At 60.1% G+C, this 22,018-nt stretch carries 19 protein-coding genes and 1 riboswitch; of the genes, 5 read left to right on the forward strand and 14 right to left on the reverse strand.

Features of this window, described 5'->3' with window-relative positions; all coding sequences use genetic code 11:
* Window positions 1–271 precede the first annotated feature (271 nt).
* On the forward strand, window positions 272–952 hold the full coding sequence (locus tag BM063_RS05075) for a Crp/Fnr family transcriptional regulator (RefSeq protein ID WP_092036497.1): 681 nt from the start codon (window positions 272–274) through the stop codon (window positions 950–952).
* Here BM063_RS05075 and arcC read toward each other — a convergent pair.
* The 11 genes from arcC to BM063_RS05130 all read right to left on the reverse strand — a co-directional run bounded on the left by arcC (window position 942) and on the right by BM063_RS05130 (window position 13,125).
* A complete protein-coding gene (gene arcC, locus BM063_RS05080) occupies window positions 942–1,925 on the reverse strand; it encodes a carbamate kinase (RefSeq protein ID WP_092036499.1) in 984 nt (327 codons plus the stop codon). The two genes, BM063_RS05075 and arcC, sit on opposite strands and share 11 nt — an antisense overlap.
* Window positions 1,926–1,946: 21 nt before the next feature.
* On the reverse strand, window positions 1,947–3,368 hold the full coding sequence (gene arcD / locus BM063_RS05085) for an arginine-ornithine antiporter (RefSeq protein ID WP_092036501.1): 1,422 nt from the start codon (window positions 3,366–3,368) through the stop codon (window positions 1,947–1,949).
* A gap of 86 nt (window positions 3,369–3,454) precedes the next feature.
* Window positions 3,455–4,450, reverse strand: coding sequence for an ornithine carbamoyltransferase (gene argF / locus BM063_RS05090; RefSeq protein ID WP_143085240.1), 996 nt, complete (start codon window positions 4,448–4,450; stop codon window positions 3,455–3,457).
* A gap of 30 nt (window positions 4,451–4,480) precedes the next feature.
* Complete coding sequence (gene arcA / locus BM063_RS05095) at window positions 4,481–5,713, reverse strand: arginine deiminase (protein ID WP_092036665.1); 1,233 nt, start codon at window positions 5,711–5,713, stop codon at window positions 4,481–4,483.
* A 617-nt stretch (window positions 5,714–6,330) separates the two neighbouring features.
* Window positions 6,331–6,984, reverse strand: a complete 654-nt coding sequence (locus BM063_RS05100) for a LutC/YkgG family protein (RefSeq protein WP_177198994.1) — start codon at window positions 6,982–6,984, stop codon at window positions 6,331–6,333.
* Window positions 6,971–8,392, reverse strand: coding sequence for a LutB/LldF family L-lactate oxidation iron-sulfur protein (locus BM063_RS05105; RefSeq protein WP_092036505.1), 1,422 nt, complete (start codon window positions 8,390–8,392; stop codon window positions 6,971–6,973). Before BM063_RS05105 ends, BM063_RS05100 begins: the two co-directional genes overlap by 14 nt.
* Before the next feature lies 1 nt (window position 8,393).
* Entirely contained in the window at window positions 8,394–9,119 is a 726-nt protein-coding gene (locus BM063_RS05110) for a (Fe-S)-binding protein (protein WP_092036507.1), read from the reverse strand.
* A gap of 189 nt (window positions 9,120–9,308) precedes the next feature.
* Window positions 9,309–10,472, reverse strand: a complete 1,164-nt coding sequence (gene sat / locus BM063_RS05115; RefSeq protein WP_092036509.1) for a sulfate adenylyltransferase — start codon at window positions 10,470–10,472, stop codon at window positions 9,309–9,311.
* Entirely contained in the window at window positions 10,469–11,203 is a 735-nt protein-coding gene (locus BM063_RS05120; protein WP_177198995.1) for a phosphoadenylyl-sulfate reductase, read from the reverse strand. The genes sat and BM063_RS05120 overlap by 4 nt, the downstream gene beginning before the upstream one ends.
* A gap of 56 nt (window positions 11,204–11,259) precedes the next feature.
* Window positions 11,260–11,487 carry a DUF3906 family protein gene (locus BM063_RS05125; RefSeq protein ID WP_092036511.1) on the reverse strand — a complete coding sequence of 76 codons (228 nt, stop codon included), beginning with the start codon at window positions 11,485–11,487 and terminating at the stop codon, window positions 11,260–11,262.
* Window positions 11,488–11,499: 12 nt separating this feature from the next.
* Window positions 11,500–13,125: a nitrite/sulfite reductase gene (locus tag BM063_RS05130; protein WP_092036513.1), complete on the reverse strand. Its 1,626-nt coding sequence runs from the start codon at window positions 13,123–13,125 to the stop codon at window positions 11,500–11,502.
* A gap of 65 nt (window positions 13,126–13,190) precedes the next feature.
* A riboswitch (SAM riboswitch) is annotated at window positions 13,191–13,313 on the reverse strand.
* A 1,824-nt stretch (window positions 13,314–15,137) separates the two neighbouring features.
* Here BM063_RS05130 and BM063_RS05135 point away from each other — a divergent pair.
* A complete protein-coding gene (locus BM063_RS05135; protein WP_092036516.1) occupies window positions 15,138–16,016 on the forward strand; it encodes a glycine betaine ABC transporter substrate-binding protein in 879 nt (292 codons plus the stop codon).
* Window positions 16,017–16,188: 172 nt separating this feature from the next.
* Here the strand turns inward: BM063_RS05135 and BM063_RS05140 are convergent, their stop codons facing one another.
* A complete protein-coding gene (locus tag BM063_RS05140) occupies window positions 16,189–16,623 on the reverse strand; it encodes an Hsp20/alpha crystallin family protein (RefSeq protein ID WP_092036519.1) in 435 nt (144 codons plus the stop codon).
* Between the two features lie 137 nt (window positions 16,624–16,760).
* Here BM063_RS05140 and BM063_RS05145 point away from each other — a divergent pair, with 137 nt between their 5' ends.
* Window positions 16,761–17,537, forward strand: coding sequence for a type III pantothenate kinase (locus tag BM063_RS05145; protein WP_092036521.1), 777 nt, complete (start codon window positions 16,761–16,763; stop codon window positions 17,535–17,537).
* A 708-nt stretch (window positions 17,538–18,245) separates the two neighbouring features.
* A complete protein-coding gene (locus tag BM063_RS05155; RefSeq protein WP_092036525.1) occupies window positions 18,246–19,439 on the forward strand; it encodes an MFS transporter in 1,194 nt (397 codons plus the stop codon).
* Between the two features lie 19 nt (window positions 19,440–19,458).
* On the opposite strand, the gene BM063_RS05160 is transcribed toward BM063_RS05155, so the two are convergent.
* Entirely contained in the window at window positions 19,459–19,782 is a 324-nt protein-coding gene (locus BM063_RS05160) for a spore coat protein GerQ (RefSeq protein WP_092036527.1), read from the reverse strand.
* Between the two features lie 3 nt (window positions 19,783–19,785).
* On the reverse strand, window positions 19,786–20,220 hold the full coding sequence (locus BM063_RS05165) for a cell wall hydrolase (RefSeq protein WP_092036529.1): 435 nt from the start codon (window positions 20,218–20,220) through the stop codon (window positions 19,786–19,788).
* 193 nt (window positions 20,221–20,413) lie between these two features.
* Here BM063_RS05165 and BM063_RS05170 point away from each other — a divergent pair, with 193 nt between their 5' ends.
* Window positions 20,414–21,949 carry an acyl-CoA synthetase gene (locus BM063_RS05170; RefSeq protein WP_245752079.1) on the forward strand — a complete coding sequence of 512 codons (1,536 nt, stop codon included), beginning with the start codon at window positions 20,414–20,416 and terminating at the stop codon, window positions 21,947–21,949.
* Window positions 21,950–22,018: the final 69 nt, after the last annotated feature.

A 22,018-nucleotide genomic window follows, 5' to 3' on the forward strand; every position in this document is an offset into this window, starting at 1 on the left:
GAATACAGCCGCGTGTTGACCCAGAGGACCGGATCGCCTCAGTCCCTAAACGGGCGCCAAACCTCCCGGACCCGCCTCCACGGCCATCATCCGGTGCTCCCGGTCCGGGAACAGGCGCCTTCGAAACGATCTTGCTATCCCCGCCGCACCCGGAGCGGGGGGAATTTGGCGTCCGCGAACAGGGGCGACGCTCCGGGCAGCGAAATGACGGATTTGTTTTTCACGGCACATGTGCCTACAATAGGAGCAAAAACAGCCGGGAGGTGGTGGGATGCCATCGGCGCCGAACGTCAGCCTCCGCAAGTTTCCCGTTTTTCACAACCTCCCCAAACGGCGCGTGCAGGAAATCATGGGGGACGCCTTCTTCCGGAGGTATCACAAGGGACAAATCCTGTTCATGGAGGGAGATCCGCGGGACCGAATCTATTTCCTGCTGAACGGATTCATCAAGTTGGTCAGCATGAATGATGACGGTTCCAGTCAATTTTTATTGTACCTGAAACCCTACAGCATGTTTCCCTACGTGGGTTTGTTCCGGGACAAATACTACCGCTTTTCCGCGGAAGCCGCCACCGATGTGGAACTGCTTTATGTCCTGGCGGACGCCTTTGAACGGCAGATCCGGAACGATCCGCCCGTCCTGATCAATCTGATCCGCATCATGGGGGACAAGATGCATGAACACGAAATCCGGATCCAAAAGCTGACCCAGGTGCACGCCACCGACCGGGTGCGGCAGCTGATCAGTTTCCTCCTCCAGGACATCGGGGAAAAAGTGGACGATTCCACCGTCCGCATCCCCTGCCCCCTCACCACCACCGAATTGGCCAAAATGGCCGGAACCAGCCGGGAGACGGTCAGTCATGTCCTGCAGGAGTACAAAGCTTCCGGCAAACTGAAGATCAAGTCAAAAATCATCACCATTTTCGACCCTTCGTATTTCACGATGTGAGAGGCATTTCCTTTCTCACGCCGCTTCCGCGGGCGGAGATCCGCGTGCCGGCTTTTCCGAGCAGAGCGTCGAAGCCCTTCTCCAGGGACGTGATCACTGCCGTCCGTCCGGGCCTTGAATCGGCAAACTGCAGGGTGGCCTCCACCTTCGGCAACATGCTGCCCGGCGCAAAATGGCCTTCCTGCATGTACCGCCTGAGCTGGTCGGTCGTCACCTCTTCCAATTCCGATTGATTCGGCTGCCTGAAGTGGATCGCCACCTTTTCCACCGCCGTCAGAATCAGCAGGATATCCGCATCGACCAACTCGGCCAGTTTTGCGGCGCCCAAATCTTTGTCGATGACGGCCTCCACCCCCTCAAAGCTTCCATCCTCCCGCCGAATCACCGGAATGCCCCCGCCGCCGGCGCAAACCACGATGTGGCCGTTTTCCACGAGCTCGCGAATCACGTCCTTTTCCACGATGTCGACCGGCCTCGGGGAAGGAACCACCCTTCTCCAACCCCTGCCCGCGTCCTCTTTGAAGAGATATCCTTTTTCCCGCATGATCCGCCGCGCTTCCTCTTCCGTGTAAAAGGGGCCGATCGGCTTGGTCGGATGGCGGAAAGCGGGGTCGCCCGGATCGACCACCGTTTGGGTGATGACGGTTGCCGCCCTTTTGGGAATGCCGGCATCGGCGAGAGATTTGTCAATCGCCTGCTGCAGCCAGTAACCGATCATTCCCTGGCTCATGGCGCCGCACGTGTCCAGGGGCATCGCCGGTGTCCGATCCGTGGCGGCCGCCTCCTGCTGCAACACGATATTGCCGACCTGGGGACCGTTGCCGTGGGTCACCACGACATTAAAACCCGCCTTGATGATCCTGAGCAATTGTTCCGCCGTCTGTTCACACGCCCTCTGCTGGGCCTGTGCCGTCGCCTGGTCCTTGGATTTCTGCAGGGCGTTTCCTCCGAGGGCGATGACCACTTTTTTCATTCCGAACTCCTCCCCGTCTTTTTATGGTGCGATGGTGCCGTTGGCCAGGAGAACGATGGAGACCGCTGCCATGACGACAATGACGGCGGCGACGACCAGTTCAAACCTTTTGAACGGCTTTTTCCCCTGTTCCCTGCATGCTTTCAGGTAGAAGAAGATGCCCGGCGCATAAAGAACGGAAACCATCAGCAAGTATTCCAGCCCCGCCGCGTAAACCAGCCACATCGAATACAACGTGGCCACGATCCCCAACAGCAGATCCTTGCCCCGCCGTTCCCCGGCGCCATAGCTTTCGCCGGTCCAGGCCAACTTCAGCTGATACAGGGCCGAGAACAGGTAAGGCAGCAAAATGGCGACTCCGGCCATGGAATACAGCGCCTGATAGGTCGACTCGGCAAACAGCACCACCAGGATGAATGCCTGGATCAAACCGTTGGTCAGCCAGAGCGAAGCGCTCGGACTGCCGCTCCGGTTCTCCTTGGACAGCCGTTTCGGCAGCACGCCGTCTTTGGCGGCCACGTAGGGAATTTCCGCCGCCAGCAGGGTCCAGCCCAGCCAGGCCCCCAGGAGGGAGATCACGAGGCCGAAGTTGATCACCACCGCCCCCCATTTGCCGACAACGGCCTCCATGACGTAAGCCATCGACGGCGCCTCCAGAGCGGCCAACTGCGGCTGGTTCATGACACCGAGGGACAGGACGGAAATCAGGATGTAAATGATCAGGGTGCCCAGCAGTCCCAGGACCGTGGCCCGCCCCACATCCCGGCGGCGTTTGGCGCGCCCGGACAGGACCACCGCTCCTTCGACCCCGATAAACACCCACAGAGTGACGAGCATGGTGCTCTTCACCTGCTCCTGCACCTGGGACCAGTCAAAACCGCCGCCCGCTCCCCAGAAATCCCTGAGAAACAGATCCGCTTTGAAGGCGAACATGACGACCACGATAAACAGGAAGATCGGAACCAGTTTGGCGATGGTGGTGACGGCGTTGACCAGGGACGCTTCCTTGATTCCTTTCAGGACCAGGGCGTGAACGGTCCACAAGATCACCGAGGCGCCGATGACGGACGCCAGGTTGTTCCCTTGACCGAATATCGGGAAAAAGTAGCTGAAAGCGCTGAACATCAGCGTCGCGTAAGCCACGTTTCCCAGCCATGCGGAAATCCAGTACCCCCAGGCCGAGTTGAACCCGATAAACTCGCCAAAGCCCGCTCTTGCATAGCTGTAGATCCCACCGTCCAGTTCCGGCTTGCGCAGGGCCAAATTCTGATAGGCCAAGGCCAGGGCGATCATCCCGATCCCGGTGATGATCCAGCCGATGATGACGGCCCCGCTGTGGGCGCCGGCCGCCATGTCGCTCGGCAGGTTGAAGGCGCCCCCGCCGATCATGGACCCGATGACAAGGGCGATCAGGGGAAACAGCCCCACTTTGTTCTCCTTCATCGGTCTCACTCCTTCACGGTTTTGACATCAACGCCGAATACCGGCGGGTTCTCCCCGAGGGCGGGGAAAACCCCCCGCCCCGGCGGCTACAGCGTGGCCACCATGACCGCCTTGATGGTGTGCAGCCGGTTTTCCGCCTGATCGAAGACCAGCGAGTGTTTGCTTTGGAAGACTTCGTCGGTGACCTCCATCTCCTTCAACCCGTATTTTTCATAGATCCGCCGGCCGATTTCGGTCTCCAGGTTGTGGAAGGAAGGCAGGCAGTGCAGGAAGATGACGTCCTCATTGCCCGTTTTGCGGATCATTTCCATGTTCACCTGGTAGGGTTTCAGAAGGCGGATCCGTTCGGCGAACTGATCCTCTTCCCCCATGGACACCCAGACGTCGGTGTAGATCACATCCACCCCCTGCACGCCTTGGTCAATCTCTTCCGTCAGGGTGAGGGAGGCGCCGGTTTCCTCCGCAATCTCCCGGGCGCTCTTCACCAGCTCCTCCTCCGGCCAGAGACTCTCCGGGGCGACGATCCGGAAGTCCATGCCCATCTTGGCGCAACCGATCAGCAGGGTGTTGCCCATGTTGTTTCTGCCGTCCCCGACATAAGCCATTTTGATCCCCCGCAGGCGTCCGAAATGCTCCCGGATGGTCAAAAAGTCGGCGAGGATCTGGGTCGGATGATATTTGTCGGTCAGTCCGTTCCAGACGGGGACGCCGGCGTGTTTCGCCAACTCCTCCACCGTTTCGTGCTTGAATCCGCGAAATTCGATGCCGTCAAACATCCTGCCGAGCACCTTGGCCGTGTCGGCGACGGATTCTTTTTTGCCGAGCTGAATGTCGTCCTTGCCGAGATACTCGGGATGGGCACCCAAATCCACGCAGGCGACGACAAAGGCACAGCGGGTGCGGGTGGACGGTTTTTCAAACAGCAGGGCGATGTTTTTCCCCTCCAGCAACTTGGGCAGCACCCCGGCGTATTTTTGCGCCTTCAACTGTTGGGAAAGATCGAGCAAATAGGAGAGTTCCTGCGGGGTGAAATCTTCCAGTTTCAGAAAATGTCTGCCCTTCAAATTGATCGCCATTTCCATCACTCCTCGTGCAAAAATTGAATCTGCCCTTCAGATGTCGTCGCGGATCAGCGGCATGCTCATGCAGCGCGGACCCCCGCGTCCCCGAGCCAGTTCCGAGCTGGGCACCTCAATCACCTCGATGCCGTGCTCCCGAAGCAGTTGATTGGAAACATAGTTGCGATCGTAGGTGACGACGACTCCCGGCGCGATGGCCAGGGTGTTGGAACCGTCGTTCCACTGCTCCCGGGCGGAGGCGATCAAATCTCCGCCGCCGCAGGGGATCAGCACCACATCCTCCAATCCCAGGACTTCCTTCAGGGTCTCGATGAGGTTGTTCCGTTCGGAGATCTTGACGGTTCCCTTTTCCTCGCCCGGTTCCAGGATGTAAATGCGCATCTCGCCTTTCGGCCCCAGAATCTCCGGATGAACGGTGAATTTGTTCCGGTCCACCATTGTGAAGACGGTGTCGAGGTGCATGAAGGCGCGGGATTTCGGGATCTCCACCGCCACCACCTTCCGGATCTCTTTCTGCCCGGCAAACAGATTCAGGGCAAGCTGTTCGATCGCTTGGGCGGTGGTCCGTTCGCTGACGCCGACGGCCAGCACCTGCCGGCTCAGCACCAGTTGGTCGCCGCCTTCCATCGAGAAGCGGAAATTGCGTTCAAACCAGACGGGAATTTGGTGGGAGGCGAAGCGCGGATGGTACCGGATGATGTAATCCATGAACAGGGACTCGCGCCTTCGGGCCCTGCGCCTCATCCGGTTGATGGAGATGCCGTTTCCGATCACGGCAGCGGGGTCGCGGGTGAAATACAGGTTGGGCATGGGGTCGAGGTAGAAGGGATAGTGTTCTTCCATGATTTCGTGGAGATGAATCTTCTTCTCTTCCCGGATTTCGCTTTTCCGGATTCCCGACATGACCTTTTCAACCAGCTGTTCGTTGGGCATGGACAACAGGTATTCCTTCAGATGGTAGAAGGCGCTGGTGACGTTTGCCTTGCTCTCCGTCAAAATGTCCTCCACAAACTGTTCGCGGATCTCGTCGTTGCGCAGAGACTCCGCCATGAGGGTTTCCAGATACACCACTTCGATTCCGCGGTTGCGCAGCGTCTGGGCGAAATAGTCGTGTTCCTTTTGAATCGCCGGCAGATAGGGAATGTCATCGAAGAGGAGCCGTTCCAGATACTCCGGAGTCAGATTCTCCACTTCCCTGCCGGGCCGGTGCAGGAGAACGGTGCGGAGTTCCCCGATTTCGGAAGTGACGTGAAGCGGATAATTCACGAGAATTTCCTCCTTCCCGGAATCTTCCCTTTTCATGCACGTACGGACGACAGATTCGAAAGAGCCGGTTCCTCCCGCTTTCCTCCGATGAAAGCCCCCTTTCCGAAAGACGCGTTTTTCTTTTCCAAACAAATGGATGATTGCGAAATGGCATCGCTTACATAAGTGATATTTTTCACATATTGTTTTTCAGTGTGGAAATAATACAGTCTGTTGACGGATTGGTTAACAGATCGTCTTATTCGCTTCATAGCGAGATTTATTTGTTTATCACATCCTTCAATTTCAGTGTAAAAGATTGAATATCGCCGAGTTGTGAAGCATCGCTCATCAAAAACGTGAAATCGTTCACATTAAAATAATATTTATTCCTTTAACTCGAATGAATATGCGCTTTGCTTGCGGCTTTCCAGGCCGCGGCTCACCAAACCCTTAAAAATGAAGTTTTTCCATATGGTTGGCGATGCCGTCCGCCGGGCAAGTCCGCCAAAGGCGCATAAATAATCCATTTTAAAGAAACGGTGAACAAACAGAAGATCCGCCGAAACGGAACCTGGGCAAAAGAAAAAAGCGGCCGAAAAGCCGCCCGGGGCCGTTTCCGATTCCCGCCCCTTCTCTCACTCCAACAGATAAACCACCACACGGTACGGCCCGTGAACGCCGATGGACAAATCCCCTTCGATATCGGCGCTCCGGCTCGGCCCGGTGATCCAATTGATGCAAGCCGGAACCTTTTCCCCGAGCCGGGCCCAGACGCCGCGGGTTTCGGACACGACGTCCTGCCTCCGGAGAACCGCGAACAGGACGGGGGGCAACAGGCTGACGCTTCGCCCCCGGTCGTTTCCGCTTCGCAGCACGAGCGATCCGGTCGAGGCAACTCCCCACTCCGCCCTCACCAGTCCGGCCGCCGCCCGGGCCGCATCCCGGACTTGTGCCGCGGAATCCCTGCCGGAATCCCACAGGATGCGTTCCACTCCCGGAAGGTCGGCCGTCACTTCCTCCAACAGGGGATCCTTCCACAGGACGAGGGGTGATCCCCCTTCCCGGTCGATGTCCTCCATCAATTGCCTCCTGAGGGCTTCCCGCCCCTGAACCCGGATCCCCCGCCCCCCGAGGAGGGAAAGATTGCGGAGAAACCGGCTGATCCGCTCCTCTTCCGTCAGCTTCTCCTCCCTTGCTTCTCCCTCCGGCGGCGCGGACTCCCCGCGGCTTTTTCCGAGGCGCTCCGACAGCCGGGACAGGAAGCGGCGACGGGCGTCAGGATGATCCATCATCGTTTCCCCCTTCCCGGCGCCACCAGCTTCGAAAGGATTCCGGAGCCGGCCGGGGAAAGTCCCGGCTCTCCGTCCAAGCCGACAAGGGACCCGGCCCCTTCTTCAGTCGGCCGGATTCATCGGCCAAAGGACGCGTCAGCCAATGCCCCAGGCGTGCCGCCGCGGTAAACCGTCCCGGATCTTCGGCGAACCAGGCGAATCCGCGAAAAACCATCTGCTCAATCCGCCGGCTGCGCCCCTCTTCCACCTGATCCCGCCGGAGTTCCAGCAGCATGTCGTGAAGGGGAATGCGGACGGGACACGCTTCCGAGCAGGCGCCGCACAGACTGGAGGCGTAGGGCAGCTCCCCGTGTTTTTCAAACCCTCCCAGCAGCGGCGACAACACGGCGCCGATCGGTCCGGGATAGACGCTTCCGTAGGCATGGCCGCCGATGTGACGATAGACGGGGCATACGTTGAGACACGCTCCGCAGCGGATGCAGTGGAGAACCGGTTGATATTTGGTGCCGAGCAGCTTGGAGCGGCCGTTGTCCACCACCACAATGTGCAGTTCCTCCGGCCCGTCGGCATCCCCTGGTCGGCGCGGCCCCGTGATCGCCGTCACATAGCTGGTGATTTTCTGACCCGTGGCGCTCCGGGTCAGCAGCGTCAACAGGACGTCCAGGTCCTCCCACCGGGGAACGAGGCGCTCCATCCCCATCACCACCACATGGATCCGGGGCAGGGTGGACGTCAGCCGGGCATTCCCCTCATTGCTCACCAGGACCACCGAACCCGATTCGGCCACGCCGAAATTGCAGCCGGTGATTCCCATCTCGGCGCGCAGGAATTTCTCCCGCAGCCGCCGACGGGCGTAGGCCGTCAAAGCCTCCGTCTCCTCGGGCAGCGGCTCGCCCGCTTCCCGGGAGAAGAGCTCGGCCACCTGTTTCCGGTTCTTGTGGATGGCGGGCGCGATGATGTGGGAGGGCGCCTCTCCCGCCAGCTGGATGATGTACTCCCCGAGGTCGGTCTCCGTCACTTCCACCCCCTGCTCCTCCAGGGTCCGATTCAGACCGATCTCCTCGGTAACCATCGATTTGGACTTGACGACGGAAGAAACGCCCTTCCCGGCGGCCAGCCGGAGGATGTACCGGCGGGCTTCCTCCGCCGTGTCGGCGAAAAAAATGCGGCCCCCCGCCTCCTCCACCCGCTCGGCGAACCGGTCCAGGTACACGTCCAGATTTTCCACGGTGTGGCGGCGGATCGCCTCCCCGCGGGACCGCAGGGCTTCCCAGTCCCCCCAATCCTCCGCCGCCCGAAGCCTTCCTTCTCTCAACCGGTCCTGGGTCTCCCGGACGGAACGCCGCAGGAAGTCATCCTCCAGAGCCTCTCCGACCCGCTCGTGAAACGCCGATTTGCCCCTCATCTCAGCTCAACCCCCGATCCAGAACCTGGGCCACGTGGAGAACCCGCACCGGCTTCCCCCGGCGGCTCAACCTTCCGCCCAGATGCATCAGGCACCCCATGTCCGAACCCACGAGAAAATCGGCCCCGGTGGACAGGATGTGATCCACCTTTTCGTCGGCCATGGCCGTGGAAATTCCCCCCATCTTGACGGCGAAGGTGCCGCCGAAACCGCAGCAGTCCTCCCCGCGGGGCAGCTCCTTCAAGGTCAATCCCCGAACATGGGCCAGCAGCTTCAGGGGCGCCTCCGTCACCCCCAGCTCCCTGCGCATGTGGCAGGAGTGGTGGTAGGTGGCCACCCCTTCCAGGCGGGCGCCCAAATCGGCCAATCCCTGCCTGTGAACCAGAAACTCGGAAAACTCGAAGCACTTGGCTGCAAGCCCCTGCGCCCGCTCCAGCCATTCCGGCTCCTCTTCCATGAGGCGCGGATACATGCGGCGGACCATCGCCGCGCAGGAACCCGAAGGGGCCACCACGGCGTCATAGGGTTCCAGGGCGCGGATCAATCCCTTGGCCGCCCGCCTCGCTTCCTTCCAATACCCGGTGTTGAAGGCGGGCTGACCGCAGCAGGTCTGCCCTTCGGGAAAGTCCGCGTCGAAACCGAGCCGGCGCAGCACTCGCACCATGCTTTTGCCCACGTCCGGAAAAAACACATCGACCAGACAGGTTGCAAAGATGCCCAAGCGCATACATTTCCCCCGATTCCCGCAAGCCCCCTCCCGGGGCCTTGCCTTATATGGAGAAAAGGTTTGCACAATTTCATTATATCACCCCCGGCTCCCCCTGTCCGGGTTCGGCGGTCCGGCACCAAAAAGGCCGGAGGGCGACCCTCCGGCGGAAATCCGGCATCTTGCGGCCCGGAAAACATCCTCCTCCCGTCACCGGGTTCCCTTGAGCCCCTCGATCAAGACCCGAACCACCTCCGGACGGGAAAATTCCGGCGGCGGCATGATCCCCTCCCTCAACATGGCCCGCACCTTGGTTCCGGACAGCATCACGTGGTGCTCCTCGCCGTGGGGACAGGTCTTGTAGGAGGCCATCCCGTTGCAGCGCCGGCAGTAAAAACTGTGCTCGAAGAAGAGGGGGATGATCCCCAGCTCCTCCGGCCGAAATTCGTCGAAGATCCGTTGGGCGTCGTAGGTGCCGTAATAGTCTCCCACCCCGGCATGATCCCGTCCGACGATAAAATGGGTGCAACCGTAATTTTTGCGGGCCAGGGCGTGGAACACGGCCTCCCGCGGCCCCGCGTAGCGCATCGCCGCCGGAAAGGCGGCGAGCAGCACCCGGTCGCGCCGGTAGTAATGATCCAGGATCACCTGGTAGCTTTTCATCCGAAGGTCCGCCGGGATGTCGTCCGATTTGGTCTCGCCGATCAAGGGATTGAGAAACAGTCCGTCCACCGTTTCCAGGGCTGCCTTTTGGATGTACTCGTGGGCCCGATGGATCGGATTCCGGGTCTGGAAACCGACGATCCGGCGCCAGCCCCGTTCCCGGAACCGGCGCCGGGTCTCCGAGGGATCCAGGATGAATCGGTTGAAGGCGCCGTGATCCGGCCGGCGCAGCAGGTGGATCGGTCCCCCGGCCCTAATCGGGGAAGAACGGTACAGGCGGGCCACGCCGGGATGCTTCTCATCTTCGGTGCGGAACACTTCCCGCGCCTCTTTGCGCCGATCGATCCGGTAAAGGCTCTCCACTTCCATCACCGCGCAGATCCGCCCGTCCTCCCCCCAAAGCGCCACCGGTTTTCCCTCCCGGATCTGGTCCGCCCGATCCTCCGGCACCGGAAGAGTGATGGGCAGCGGCCAGACCGTTCCGTTCGCCAGGCGCATCCGGTCCCGGACCGAAAGATAATCCTCCTCCCCCAAAAATCCGGTGAGGGGGGAAAACACCCCGGTAGCGATGCACTCCAAATCGGAAAGGGTGACCGGCGAAATCTGCCAGCCGGGGAGTTCCTTCGCCCGCCTCAGCCATTCCTCCCGTTCCCCTTCGGCGGCAATCCGGCTGACCAGGGTGCCGCCGTGAGGAGTGATGGTTCCCGTCATTGCGATTCCCCTTTCCGGTTCGGGTGCAGGCCGCACTCGGTTTTATCAAACCCCGCCCAACGGCCCGCCCGAAAATCCTGGCCGGGTTTGACGGGGATGGTGCAAGGCTGGCACCCGATGCTGGGATACTGGCGGTCGTGCAGCGGATTGTAGGGCACGTTCCGCTCCCGGATATAGGACCATACCTGCTCGTGGGTCCAATAGGCCAAGGGATTCAATTTGACCAGGCCGAAGGCCTCATCCCACTCCACCACTTCCGCATGGGCGCGGGTGGGGGATTGTTCCCGGCGGATGCCGGTAATCCAAGCCTGGTAACCGACCAGCATCTTCTTGAGGGGTTCCACCTTGCGCAGCCGGCAGCAGAGGTTGGGATCCCGCTCCCACAGCCGGTCCCCCCACTTTTCCGCCTGCTGCTCCAGCGTCAAATCCGGAGTAACGCGGATAAACTTCTTTCCGTACCGCCGGGTCAGCCGGTCCCGGGTCTGGTACGTCTCCGGAAAATGGAGGTCCGTGTCCAGGTAGAAAATGTCCACCTCCGGATCGATTCTCTGCAGCATATCGACGAGGGCCACATCCTCCGCCCCGAAACTGCACGCCAGGGTGATCTTCCGGGAGCCGAACTTTTTTACCCCCCAGGCGAGGATCTCCGAGGGATGGGCATCCCTCAAATCCTTCGCCGCCCTTTGAATCTCCTTCCGCTCCACCTGGATTTTTTCGGATGATTCATTCATTCTTTGATCCCTCCCATTCATTCCATATTCGTCACCCTCCCCTTTGGTTCGCTCGTTCACAACGCAGCGGTCTCCACGACGAAGCCCTTTCCTTTTCCGGCGGAGCGCTTCTCCTCGATAACCATTTCGGTCACCGGAGGCGCGGCGATAAAGTGGCGCTCCAGCTCCCTCTCCGCCGCCGCGAACGCCCCTTCATCGCTGGCGGCGAGCAGGATGACATAAACGGTCCCTTTCCCCCGTATTTCCGCGGACACCTTATAGAGATAGATCCCTTCCCGGCTCATCGGCGCCACCCCTCAAGACGCCGCAGTCCGGCTCAGGATTTCGTCGAAGCGCCTCTGCAGGGCGTCGATTCCCACCCGCCTCACAAAGCGCCAAAAGGGCTCCTCCGGCTCGCGGTGCTCCTTGTAGAAGAGAATCAGTTCCTTCAACACCGGGGCCACCCGGTCCGCCGGAACCCTTCCCTTGAGAGGGGTGTTGAAGGTCGCCCCTTTCCCCAGATGGCCGCCGACGGAGACGGTGTACGCCTCGATCATCCCGTCGGACGTCTTCATCTTCCCTCCCATCAGGCCGATGTCGGCGATCTGCTGCTGTCCGCAGGAATTGGGGCACCCGTTGATGTGCAGGCGGATGGGGATGTCCAGCTCCACCTGTTCGTCCAGGTATTCAACCACCCGGCGCATCAGTGCCTTCGTCTCCGTCAGGGCCAGGTTGCAGAACTGGATTCCGGTGCAGGAGACCGCATGGCCGACGAAGGGCTTGGGATAAGGCGAAAGCCGCTGGAGAAGGGGTTCCGCCAGCAGATCATCCAGCCTCTCCTCCGGCACGTCGGGGATGATCAGGTTCTGGGTGTTGACGGTCCGCAGCGAACCGGAACCGTATTCATCCACCAGATCGGCCAGCCGGAAAAACTCCTCCGCGGAGGTCCGGCCCATCGGCACATTGAGTCCCACGTAGAAGTAACCTTTCTGTTTCTGGGGATGCACTCCGGTGAAATACCCCGCATTCCACCCGATAAGCCGGTCCTTCCCCCGGGACGGATAGGGACCGATGTAGGTTTCGAGCACCTCCAGGAACTTCTCCGCCCCCCAGTCCGCCACGAGGAATTTGAGTCGCGACCGGTGCCGCTTTTTCCGGTATCCGTAATCCCGGAACAGCCGGGTCACGCCCACGGCCACCTCCACCACCTGCTCCGGCAGAACAAACATGTCCAGTTGCTTCGCCATGTGCGGACGGGAGGAGAGGCCTCCCCCCACCCAGACGTGGAAGCCGACCGCCTCTTTTCCGTCGATCTCCTTGACCGCCGGCGTGAAGGCGAGGTCGTGGATCTGGGCGTTCGTCGCGTTGTAGACGTTGGACGAGACGGAAATTTTGTACTTCCGGGGCAAATTGGAAAACTCCCGGTTGAGAAGGAAAGTTCTCTCCAATTCCTCGACGATCGGACGGGTGTCGATCAGCTCGTGGGGGTCGATGCCGGCCAACGGATTGCCCACGATATTTCGGGGGCAGTCCCCGCAGGCCTCGTAGGGATGAAGCTCCACTTCCTCCAGCCGGCGGAACATGTCCGGAATGTGCTCGATGCGCAGCCAGTGGTACTGGACCGACTGGCGGGTCGTGACATCGATCAGCCCCCGCCCGTAGTCCCGGGCCAGTTCCGCCAGCACCCGCACCTGCCGGGAATTCAACAGTCCGGACGGAATGCGGACCCGCATCATGAAATGTCCGTCCTTGGGACGCTGCTGATAGATGCCCGCCCATTTCAGGCGGACGAAATCCTCCTCAGGAATCGACTCATAGCCCGACTTCGCCCACCGGTAAATATCCTGGATCACGTCCAGGCCGTCCTTTTTCAGCTTCAGCCGCTCCACCTCATTCAGTTCCGCCGCATGCTCCTCCCATTTCCACTTCCGCCGCTCGGCCATGGCTCACTCCCCCTTTGAAATGAAAAATCCCTTTCCCTGAAAAGAGGAAAGGGAATGGTTTTCCCTCCTCATCTTCAGGGACCCTAGTGCCCCACCGGAATTGGCACCGTGTCCCGCCTCCGAAGCGAGAGGCGAAACGGGTTGCCGAGGCTTCATCGGGCCGGTCCCTCCGCCTCTCTGGATGAGGAATAGGACGGAATATGCATAGGAATGTTTAAAATCTAACCTTCTTAATGAGTTATAAAATCCAATAAATAAGGTTAATTAACTATGTTTTAATCACAGGATATCCCGAGTTCTCTAACATGTCAACAGAAAAATGCAAAAACCACCTCTCAACCCTGGACGGTTTCCAGGGATGAAGGGGCGTGAGCCTGCCCGGCCCGCGAAAACAGGGGTGGTGCGGTGAACGGCCGGATGAGACGGCGTTTATGAAACCGTCAGAATAAGAAAAATCCGTACGCCTCCCGGCGGCGGGTGCGGATGCGGTCAGCGAAATCAAAAAAGCGCAGGCCATGAGGAGGTTGCTGAAAACGGCATAGAATCAGGAACAAGTTGAAGTGAAGGACGGGGGATGCTGTCGTGTCGGGAGGATCGGCTTTGGGCCGAAGTTTCCACATCGACCCGGCGGTTTCCAGCCGAGCAAAATGCGGGGATCGGCTATTTTTGAAAGTGATGCCGCATGCGTTTCCGCAAGAGGAAAATACAGGGGACCCCTGTTTTCCCGCTGCGTCATTTGCCGGAACGGATTCCGGAATGGATAGACCACGGGTGAAGAGCGGGTGATCGCTCTTCCCATAGGTTCCGCCCTATCCGTGACGGACAGGCTGCTCGGAGAAGAGATTCAAAGCATCCTCTTGGCACGGGTGGAAGATTTGGAAGAAAATCGGGAAGTCCGGCTTCCGGATATGGGTGGGGGCGGTCCCGTCGAGGCGTTTTGAAGCTTCCGGACAGCGGATGAAACGATTGAATCTTGGAATGCCTTGAACAGGTTCCGGAGATGGCTGCGGCGGCTTCCCGCGCTGTGTTCCCGTCTGCCGCATGCGACGGAGGCTTTCTTTGTCCGGATTACCGAATGAATCGGGAAATCTCCGCCGTCTCTTGGTATCCATGGGAAATCGAAACCATCCAGTTCGAAGAACTTCCGGCCGGGCTCCAGCCCTGGACATGGCAGCAGCTCATCGCCCCGGCGGGATGAAGCCGCCAAGGTTTGAAGTGCTCACCGACCTGAAGCGGATGTGGAACGTGCCCGCCTGGAAAAAGTGGAGGATGGTTTGCATGCGAAAGCGGACCGGAGTGCAGGGCGCTTGCAGAAGGGGCAAAGGAGATTTTCGCGCCCGGAACGGGCTGTTCCCCGAAAGTCGCCATACATCCCCACTGCCAAATGCTGCGACCTCCGGGGAAGCAGTGCCGATGAGACTGGCGGACGCAAATTGCGGAAAATCGGAGGTGATCCGGAGTCGCTTTTCCCGGTTTTTGCGGGATTTGTCATATCTTCGCTTTACGCATATCCGGAACTTCAGGGGACGGGGGAAAGGAACGTCCCTTTTCCTCCTTCAGGGCGAATCCCTGTGCGGTGAGCTCCGACCGCCCTCTCCCCCGGACCTTTCACCCAAACAGAAGCCGGCCCCGTTCGATTCAAAGAACCATTTTCCGGGGAGGAAGTCTCTTCGTCATTGCCCGCCGCAACCCGCCGCCGATTGCCTTCGAATGCCCTCTCCGCCCCATCGGCTTGGAATAGCCGCTTGACCCGGGAAAATCGGTCGTCTGGTCCTGTCGATTCCACGCTCCTTGGTCATCCACCGGTTCAGGGCAACATCCCCTTTTTGAAGAGAAACGCCCGCAAATGATACAATTTGGGTGAGGGCTTTCAGCGCCGTTCCTCAGGATCGCCTTACGGAAACCCCGCAGCCGCCAGCGGATCCGATGCCATGCAACCGGGATGGGAAGGGGATACAGAAGTGCGCGTTTATTTCCGAATATTCTAAATAAAGGAGTGTCCTCAATCCTTCATGAGTGAAGCAAAACAGTTTGCCATCTTTGCGGTCATCGCCGCCCTCGTGTTGGGATTTGATCTGTGGGGCGGAATGGAAGGCGAGCAGGCGGAAGAAAAAGGGCAGATCAAAATCGTCCACAACAACTATGTGGAAAACATCGCCGTCTCCCATCTTTGGAAACAGATCCTGGAGGAAAAAGGGTACCGCGTGGAACTGGTGCAGACGGAGAAAGCACCCCTCTGGGCGGGTCTGGCCGGGGGAAGCGCCGACATGGCGGTCGAAGTGTGGTTGCCCCATACCGACAAGGCCTATTACGAAAAATACAAAGACCGGGTGGAGCTCCATCAACCCTGGTATGAAGGAACGGCCCTTGGGTTGGTGGTGCCGGAATATGTGGAGGAAGTGGAGACGATCGCCGACCTGAACAAGCACAAGGAGCTGTTCCGGCGCGGGGATCAGCCGGCCATCGTCGGCATCGATTCGGGGGCCAGCCTGATGATGCTGACGGAGAAGGCGATCCAAACCTATTCGCTGGACTATGAGCTGATCGAGAGTTCCGAGCCGGTCATGCTGAGCGAATTGGACAAAGCCTACAAGAAAAAGGAACCGGTGGTGGTCACCCTGTGGAACCCCCACTGGGTGTTCAACAAGTACAAACTGAAATACCTGAAGGATCCGGAGAAGGTGTACGGCGAACCCGACACGATCTACTACGTGACCCGAAAAGGCTTTAAACAGGAGCATCCGGAAGTGATCCAGTGGATGGATCGGTGGGAAATGGACGATAACACCCTCGGCGAGCTGATGAAAAACATGGAGGATACGGGACAACCCCGAACAGGCCGTCCGGCAGTGGTTGGAAAAACACCGGGACCTGGTGAACGAGTGGGTTGAATAAAACCTCCCCTTTCGGGGAGGCGGAGGAGGCGGGCCACAGGCATTCGCGCGATGCACATCCGTCCCGAAGCCCCTTCGGGGGTGGAGAAAACCCCCTTTCCGAAAGGGCGGCATCGATTCTCCCTGTCCAGGCGCAGCGAGGGATTCCGCCAAAACGGCTGTTGCCTTTTCAATGGAACTCGACGTCCACCCTCCGCCGGTTGGGAGTCACATCCTTGGGGATGCGCACCTCCAGGATTCCGTTGCGGTAGGTCGCCCGCGCCTGATCCGACTTGACCCGGGACGGCAGGGTGACCGTCCGCTGAAACTGGCCTGTGTAGCGTTCCCGCCGGTGCATCCGTTCCCCTTGCACTTCCTGAGTCCGCTGAACGCTGCCGCTGATCGTCAGGCGATCCTCATCCACATCGATCTGCACGTCATCCTTCTTCTCCAGCCCCGGCAATTCGGCGGAAACAATCACTTCGTTTTCCGTTTCATACACATCCATCCGGGGCATGCGCAGGGCGGGAAACGCGCCCGTGAAGGGTTGTTCGCTCAGCCACCGCTCCACCTCCTGCCGCCAGTTCTCCATGTGGCGAAAGGGATCGTAAGGCACGAGGCTCATGGTTCCACCTCCCGATATTCGTCGGGAATATTTTGTCCCGTCGGAGGATCCTCTATGTACGGGACTGCAGGATTCGGGAAGGCCGGTGACGAAAGCAACCGGAAAAGACGGGTTCCGGGGATTCGGGGAGTGGTCCCATGAATACGCTTTTGGTCATCGATGCGGGAAACACCCACATCAAATGGGGAATTTACGAAGGTCCCACACTGCGATTCCACTGGCGCATTCCCACCTCCAGGACGCACTCCGAACTGAAGGCGGCTCTCCGCCGTCTCCTCGAGCATCATCCGCTTCACCACCAACTGGAGGGGGCGGTGATCAGCTCCGTGGTCCCGGCAGTAACTCCGCTATTGATCGACCTGTGCCGGAGATCCCTCGATTGCGATCCGCTGGTTGCCGGCTCCGACATCGAAACGGGGGTCTCTTTCCGCTTTCATCCCGTGAAATTGGGATCCGACCGGATCGTCAATGTGGCGGCAGGGGTCAAACTGTACGGCTTCCCCCTGATTGTCGTCGATCTGGGAACCGCGACAACCCTCGACGTGGTCGACGGAGAGGGGCGATTCGCGGGGGGAGTGATTTTGCCCGGCATCCAAACGGCCGCGGAGGCCCTCATCCGCCGCACCGCCCTGCCCCGCTTCACCATCGAACGCCCGGAAGGCATCATCGGAAAAAGCACCGTCGCGGGACTGCGGGCGGGAGCAATCTACGGAGCGGCGGGGCAGATCGACGGACTCGTCCGGCATATCCGCCGGGAATCCCCCCACCCTTTCCGGGTGGTGGCGGCGACGGGAGGGTTCGCCCCTCTGATCGCCCCCCACGCCCGGTCCATCCATCATGTCCATCCACGGCTCACCCTGGACGGTCTGCGCATCCTGTGGGAAATGAACCGGAAGGGCGGCTCTTCCGGTTAAAGGCGCCCGCAAAATTAATCCCCCAATAAAAGGGGGAATGGGCCGTGCGTCCACCGCCGGGGCAGATTTGCGACAACCGGCGGGCGGTTGCGCCGGATGGCCCAGGGAGCGGAAACTTCCCCTCGCACACCGGCCCCCGGAACCTGTGCGCATTCTCTTCACCCGTTGACAAAATCCGGTTCCGCTTTTACCCTTTCAATTAGTTAGGCTAACTAATTAAAGAGGGGTTCTCTTTCCCCGGCAAGTCTGCCGCGACCAGGCGGTCTCGGAGTTCAACGGCCTGCGGCACCGGGAACCGGATGCGAAAGGCGGATGGGGTCATCGCCCTCTTCGGCGAAAAATCCCGGCAGCAGCACACGGCGATGGTTGCGTCCCCCGCCATCCGGTCGTGAAAACCCTTGATGCTCGTCCGCCTGGAGAACCTGCACCATCCCTCGAGGAATTCGGCCCGGCAGGCCCCGGCAAAGTCCGGCCGGATTTGACGCTTTCGCCCGTCCCAGGAAGGAGGCGACTGCGCCAAACCTGTCTTCAACCGGCGGGGGGCGTCGCCTCCGCATCCCTCCCTTTCATTCCATGTCCAAAGGAGCAACGAGCCCGAAGAAGAAACCCCGCGGTTTTCCGGGAGAGCGCCCTTCGCCCGCCGGGGGAAGCGGGGCGCGAAAGACAAATCTCGGCACACGGAAGATAAACCGGAGTGGAGGAGAAGCCATGTCCGCAAGCGACCGAACCATCCAAGCCAACTTCCGTCTGTTTTATTTTCTGGCCTTCTGGGCCCTCGGGGGGCTTTACCCCCTGTTGAGCATTTACCTGAAGGAAGAGATCCGCCTGAGCGGCAGTCAGATCGGCACCTTGGTGTCCATCGGCCCCATCGTCATGGTGATCGCCCAGCCCGTATGGGGACTGATCTGCGACTGGACCGGCCGCGCCCGCACGGTGCTGGTCACCGCCCTTTTGGCCACGGGAGGAATCGGCCTGGGCTTCCTGTTCTTTGACGAATACCTCCCCCTGCTGGCCGCCGCCTCCTCCCTCGCCCTCTTCCAAGGCGCCATCATTCCCATCTCGGACACCCTCACCGTCAATTACGCGATGCGACACCGCCTCGACTACGGCAGTTTCCGGCTGTGGGGAGCGATCGGATTCGCCGCCGCCGGCTTCGCCATGGGATGGCTCGCCGAACGATTCGGCCTTTCGGTCATCTTCTACGGCTTTGCCCTCACCCTGTGGCTGGGAGCCGCCTCGGCGCGGCGGATGCCCGGTGACCGGATCTCGATGCGGATGGATCTGCGGTCCGGACTGTCCCGCTTGATCCGGCTGCCCCGTTTTGCGCTGTTTCTTTTGGCCACCTTCCTGGTGTTCGGGCCGATTTTCGCCAACAACACCTATATGGGGCTGCTCTTCCAATCCTCCGGAGCGACGGTGGCCGGGGTCGGACTGGGGTTCCTGCTGGCCGCAGGCAGTGAAGTCCCCTTCATGAAAATCGCGGGGAACTGGATCCGCAGACGGGGAGCCCTCGCGGTCACCCTGTTCGCCGCGGGCATCTCGGCCCTGCGTTGGCTGTTCTATTTCTTTGAACCGGACATCCTGTGGCTCTACCTCACCAGCGTGGTCCAGGGATTGTCCACGGGATTGTTCATCCCCGCCGCCCTGATATATGTGCGGAACCTGGCGCCGGAAGAGGCAAAAACCACCGCCGTCTCCCTCTACACGGCGGCGGGAACCGGCCTGGGAAACTGGTTTTGCACTCTGTTGGGCGGATGGATCCTCGAAACCTTCGACATCTTCACCACCTATCTGTTTTTCGGAATCTTGACGGCAGTCGGGGCGATGATCCTTTGGATCGTCCTTCGCCTGGAGAAAACGGGCACAAAAAAGGCCTCTCCCGAGCCTGCGGGAAGGCCATAAACGACGCCCACGCCTCTTCTTACCGCTCATCCCCCAGAAGGGTGGCGGGCTGGTTTTCAAAGACGAAATAATCCACGTTGATGTTCAAAAACATGTTGTCCTTGCCTGTCTGGCGGTCCCGGATCACGAAATAGTCCCTGCCCACGTTCCTCAGGGTCCCGGTCACCGACTTCGCAGGCCACCGGGGGTTGTTTTCAAAGGTGAGATAGACGGTGACCACCTTGCCCACGTTGGCCTGCAGAAACTCTTCGCTGAACCTCCGTTCCGTGTCGCGTTGGGAGATTCCCGCGCCCGTCATGCCATAAATTCCGGCAGACCCGTAGTAGGGATAAGACCAATACATCCTTCACCCTCCTAACGAGTAGACTCTCGGACAGGCGGCATAATCGGGAATGTAAAAGCAATGGCTTTTATACCGCCCGCTGTGGGTCTGGTTGAACCAGGTGGGGGGGCACTCGCCCGCCGGCCGGAAAAACCAAAGGGCGTTGGAGGCGGGATGATGGCGTTCCCCGTTCACCGCCCTCTGCGCCAAACGAATGTCCTGCTCTCGGGCCCGCTGATAAAAGTACGATTTTTGCACCGCCTCAAACCCTCCCGGCGACTGGAACACCATCTGGCGGATCGTGCGAATCGGCTTGAAATCGAGACAATCGGCGATCACCCGGTTCACCCCGACGTTTCCCACCATCAACATGCCCAGCGGGCCGTCCCCTTCGGCCTCGGCCCGCATCAGCCGGGCCAACAGCTTGATCTCCTCGCTGTTTGTCCGAACCACGGCCATCCCCTATCACCCCGGAACCATCTTATGTGCGGAAAAAATGAAAAAGAACCGGAATCTCCGCCTCTTGGGAAAGAAAATTCAAATATTTCCAAAGGATTTTCGGCCGGACAGGTCGAAATGTCCCTTAATCCCTTTTTCCTCTTTTCACAATGGCGAAAAAACACTGCCGCCTCCGGAAAGGAGTGAAAGAAGCGTGGATATCATCCATCGGAACACCGTGGCCGATCTGATCCGCCGCGCCGCCCGCCGTCATCCGGACAAGGTCGCCCTCCTCTTCGGCGACCGCCAGTGGACATACCGCCATCTGGAGGAAGCCAGCAACCGACTGGCTCGCCATCTGATCGAGGCGGGACTGAAAAAAGGGGATCGGGTCGCGGCCTTCGGCCGAAACTCCGACGCCTATATGCTGCTGTGGCTGGCCACCGCCAAGGCGGGGCTGGTGCACGTGCCGATCAACTTCACCCTGGCCGGGGATGAACTCTCCTACATCCTGAACCAATCGGGCAGCCGGGCCCTTTTCCACGATCCGGACCTGGCGGACAGGGTGGAGGCGGTGAAGGGAGCGACCGTCGTCGAAATCTTCGGCACGCTCCGGGACGGCCGAAAGTTCGACGTGATGCGGCTGGCCGAAGAAGGAAGCGCCCTTCCTCCCGAGGTGGAGGTCCGGGACACGGATTTGGTCCAGTTGCTCTACACCTCCGGAACCACGTCCGCGCCCAAGGGGGCGATGATGACCCACCGGGCCCTGGTGCACGAATACATCAGCTGCATCACCGCCCTGGATTTTTCGCCGGCGGACCGCCCGCTCCACGCCCTTCCCCTCTACCACTCGGCGCAGATGCACGTGTTCCTGATGCCCTACCTGATGCTGGGAGCCACCAACCGCCTGTTGGAAATTCCCGACGCCCAGGAGGTGCTCCGGATCATTTCGGAGGAGAAAATCAACAGCTTTTTCGCCCCCCCGACCTTCTGGATCAGCCTCCTCAACCATCCCGATTTCAACCGGAGGGATCTGACCAGTTTGACGAAGGGATATTACGGCGCCTCCATCATGCCCGTGCCCGTCTTGAAAAAACTGAAGGAAGCCCTGCCCCGGCTGAGCGTCTACAACTGCTTCGGCCAATCGGAGATCGCCCCTCTCGCCACGGTCCTGCGCCCGGAGGAGCATGAAGCCCGCCCCGATTCGGCGGGAAAACCGGTCCTCTTCGTGGAGATGCGCGTGGTCGACGACAATATGGAAGACGTCTCCCCCGGCGAAATCGGTGAAGTGGTCTACCGCTCCCCGCAATTGTGCATCGGATACTGGGACAAGCCGGAGGAAACGGCGGAAGCCTTTGCGGGAGGCTGGTTCCACTCGGGAGACCTGGCCCGGGTCGATGAAGAGGGATACATCACCATCGTGGACCGCAAAAAGGATGTGATCAACACCGGCGGCGTGCTGGTCGCCTCCCGGGAGGTGGAAGAGGCCATCTACACGCATCCCGCGGTCAAGGAGGTGGCCGTCGTCGCCACGCCCGACCCCAAATGGATCGAAGCGGTCACCGCCGTCGTCGTGCTGAAGGAAGGCGCCCGGGCCAGCGAAGAGGAGATCATTCAGTGGTCCAGGGAGCGGCTGGCCCCCTTCAAGGTGCCGAAAAAGGTGCACTTCGTCGAGGACCTGCCCCGCAACGCCTCCGGCAAGATCCTGAAGCGGAAGCTCCGGGAACAGTTTTCCGAAACCGGTACGTAAGAAGGCGGTCGCACCGGACCCATACCGTGTTCAAAGCCCTCCTCTGGGGAGGGCTTTTTACGCGTTTGG

It is taken from the genome of Planifilum fulgidum (assembly GCF_900113175.1).
Classification (GTDB): Bacteria; Bacillota; Bacilli; order Thermoactinomycetales; family DSM-44946; genus Planifilum; species Planifilum fulgidum.

Bases quoted from the DNA above. Each gene is read 5' to 3' on its own strand.
- BM063_RS05075 (WP_092036497.1), top strand. From the start codon at position 272: ATGCCATCGGCGCCGAACGTCAGCCTCCGCAAGTTTCCCGTTTTTCAC.
- arcC (WP_092036499.1), bottom strand. From the start codon at position 1,925: ATGAAAAAAGTGGTCATCGCCCTCGGAGGAAACGCCCTGCAGAAATCC.
- arcD (WP_092036501.1), bottom strand. From the start codon at position 3,368: ATGAAGGAGAACAAAGTGGGGCTGTTTCCCCTGATCGCCCTTGTCATC.
- argF (WP_143085240.1), bottom strand. From the start codon at position 4,450: ATGGAAATGGCGATCAATTTGAAGGGCAGACATTTTCTGAAACTGGAA.
- BM063_RS05100 (WP_177198994.1), bottom strand. From the start codon at position 6,984: ATGGATCATCCTGACGCCCGTCGCCGCTTCCTGTCCCGGCTGTCGGAG.
- BM063_RS05105 (WP_092036505.1), bottom strand. From the start codon at position 8,392: ATGAGGGGCAAATCGGCGTTTCACGAGCGGGTCGGAGAGGCTCTGGAG.
- BM063_RS05110 (WP_092036507.1), bottom strand. From the start codon at position 9,119: ATGCGCTTGGGCATCTTTGCAACCTGTCTGGTCGATGTGTTTTTTCCG.
- sat (WP_092036509.1), bottom strand. From the start codon at position 10,472: ATGACGGGAACCATCACTCCTCACGGCGGCACCCTGGTCAGCCGGATT.
- BM063_RS05120 (WP_177198995.1), bottom strand. From the start codon at position 11,203: ATGAATGAATCATCCGAAAAAATCCAGGTGGAGCGGAAGGAGATTCAA.
- BM063_RS05125 (WP_092036511.1), bottom strand. From the start codon at position 11,487: ATGAGCCGGGAAGGGATCTATCTCTATAAGGTGTCCGCGGAAATACGG.
- BM063_RS05130 (WP_092036513.1), bottom strand. From the start codon at position 13,125: ATGGCCGAGCGGCGGAAGTGGAAATGGGAGGAGCATGCGGCGGAACTG.
- BM063_RS05135 (WP_092036516.1), top strand. From the start codon at position 15,138: ATGAGTGAAGCAAAACAGTTTGCCATCTTTGCGGTCATCGCCGCCCTC.
- BM063_RS05140 (WP_092036519.1), bottom strand. From the start codon at position 16,623: ATGAGCCTCGTGCCTTACGATCCCTTTCGCCACATGGAGAACTGGCGG.
- BM063_RS05145 (WP_092036521.1), top strand. From the start codon at position 16,761: ATGAATACGCTTTTGGTCATCGATGCGGGAAACACCCACATCAAATGG.
- BM063_RS05155 (WP_092036525.1), top strand. From the start codon at position 18,246: ATGTCCGCAAGCGACCGAACCATCCAAGCCAACTTCCGTCTGTTTTAT.
- BM063_RS05160 (WP_092036527.1), bottom strand. From the start codon at position 19,782: ATGTATTGGTCTTATCCCTACTACGGGTCTGCCGGAATTTATGGCATG.
- BM063_RS05165 (WP_092036529.1), bottom strand. From the start codon at position 20,220: ATGGCCGTGGTTCGGACAAACAGCGAGGAGATCAAGCTGTTGGCCCGG.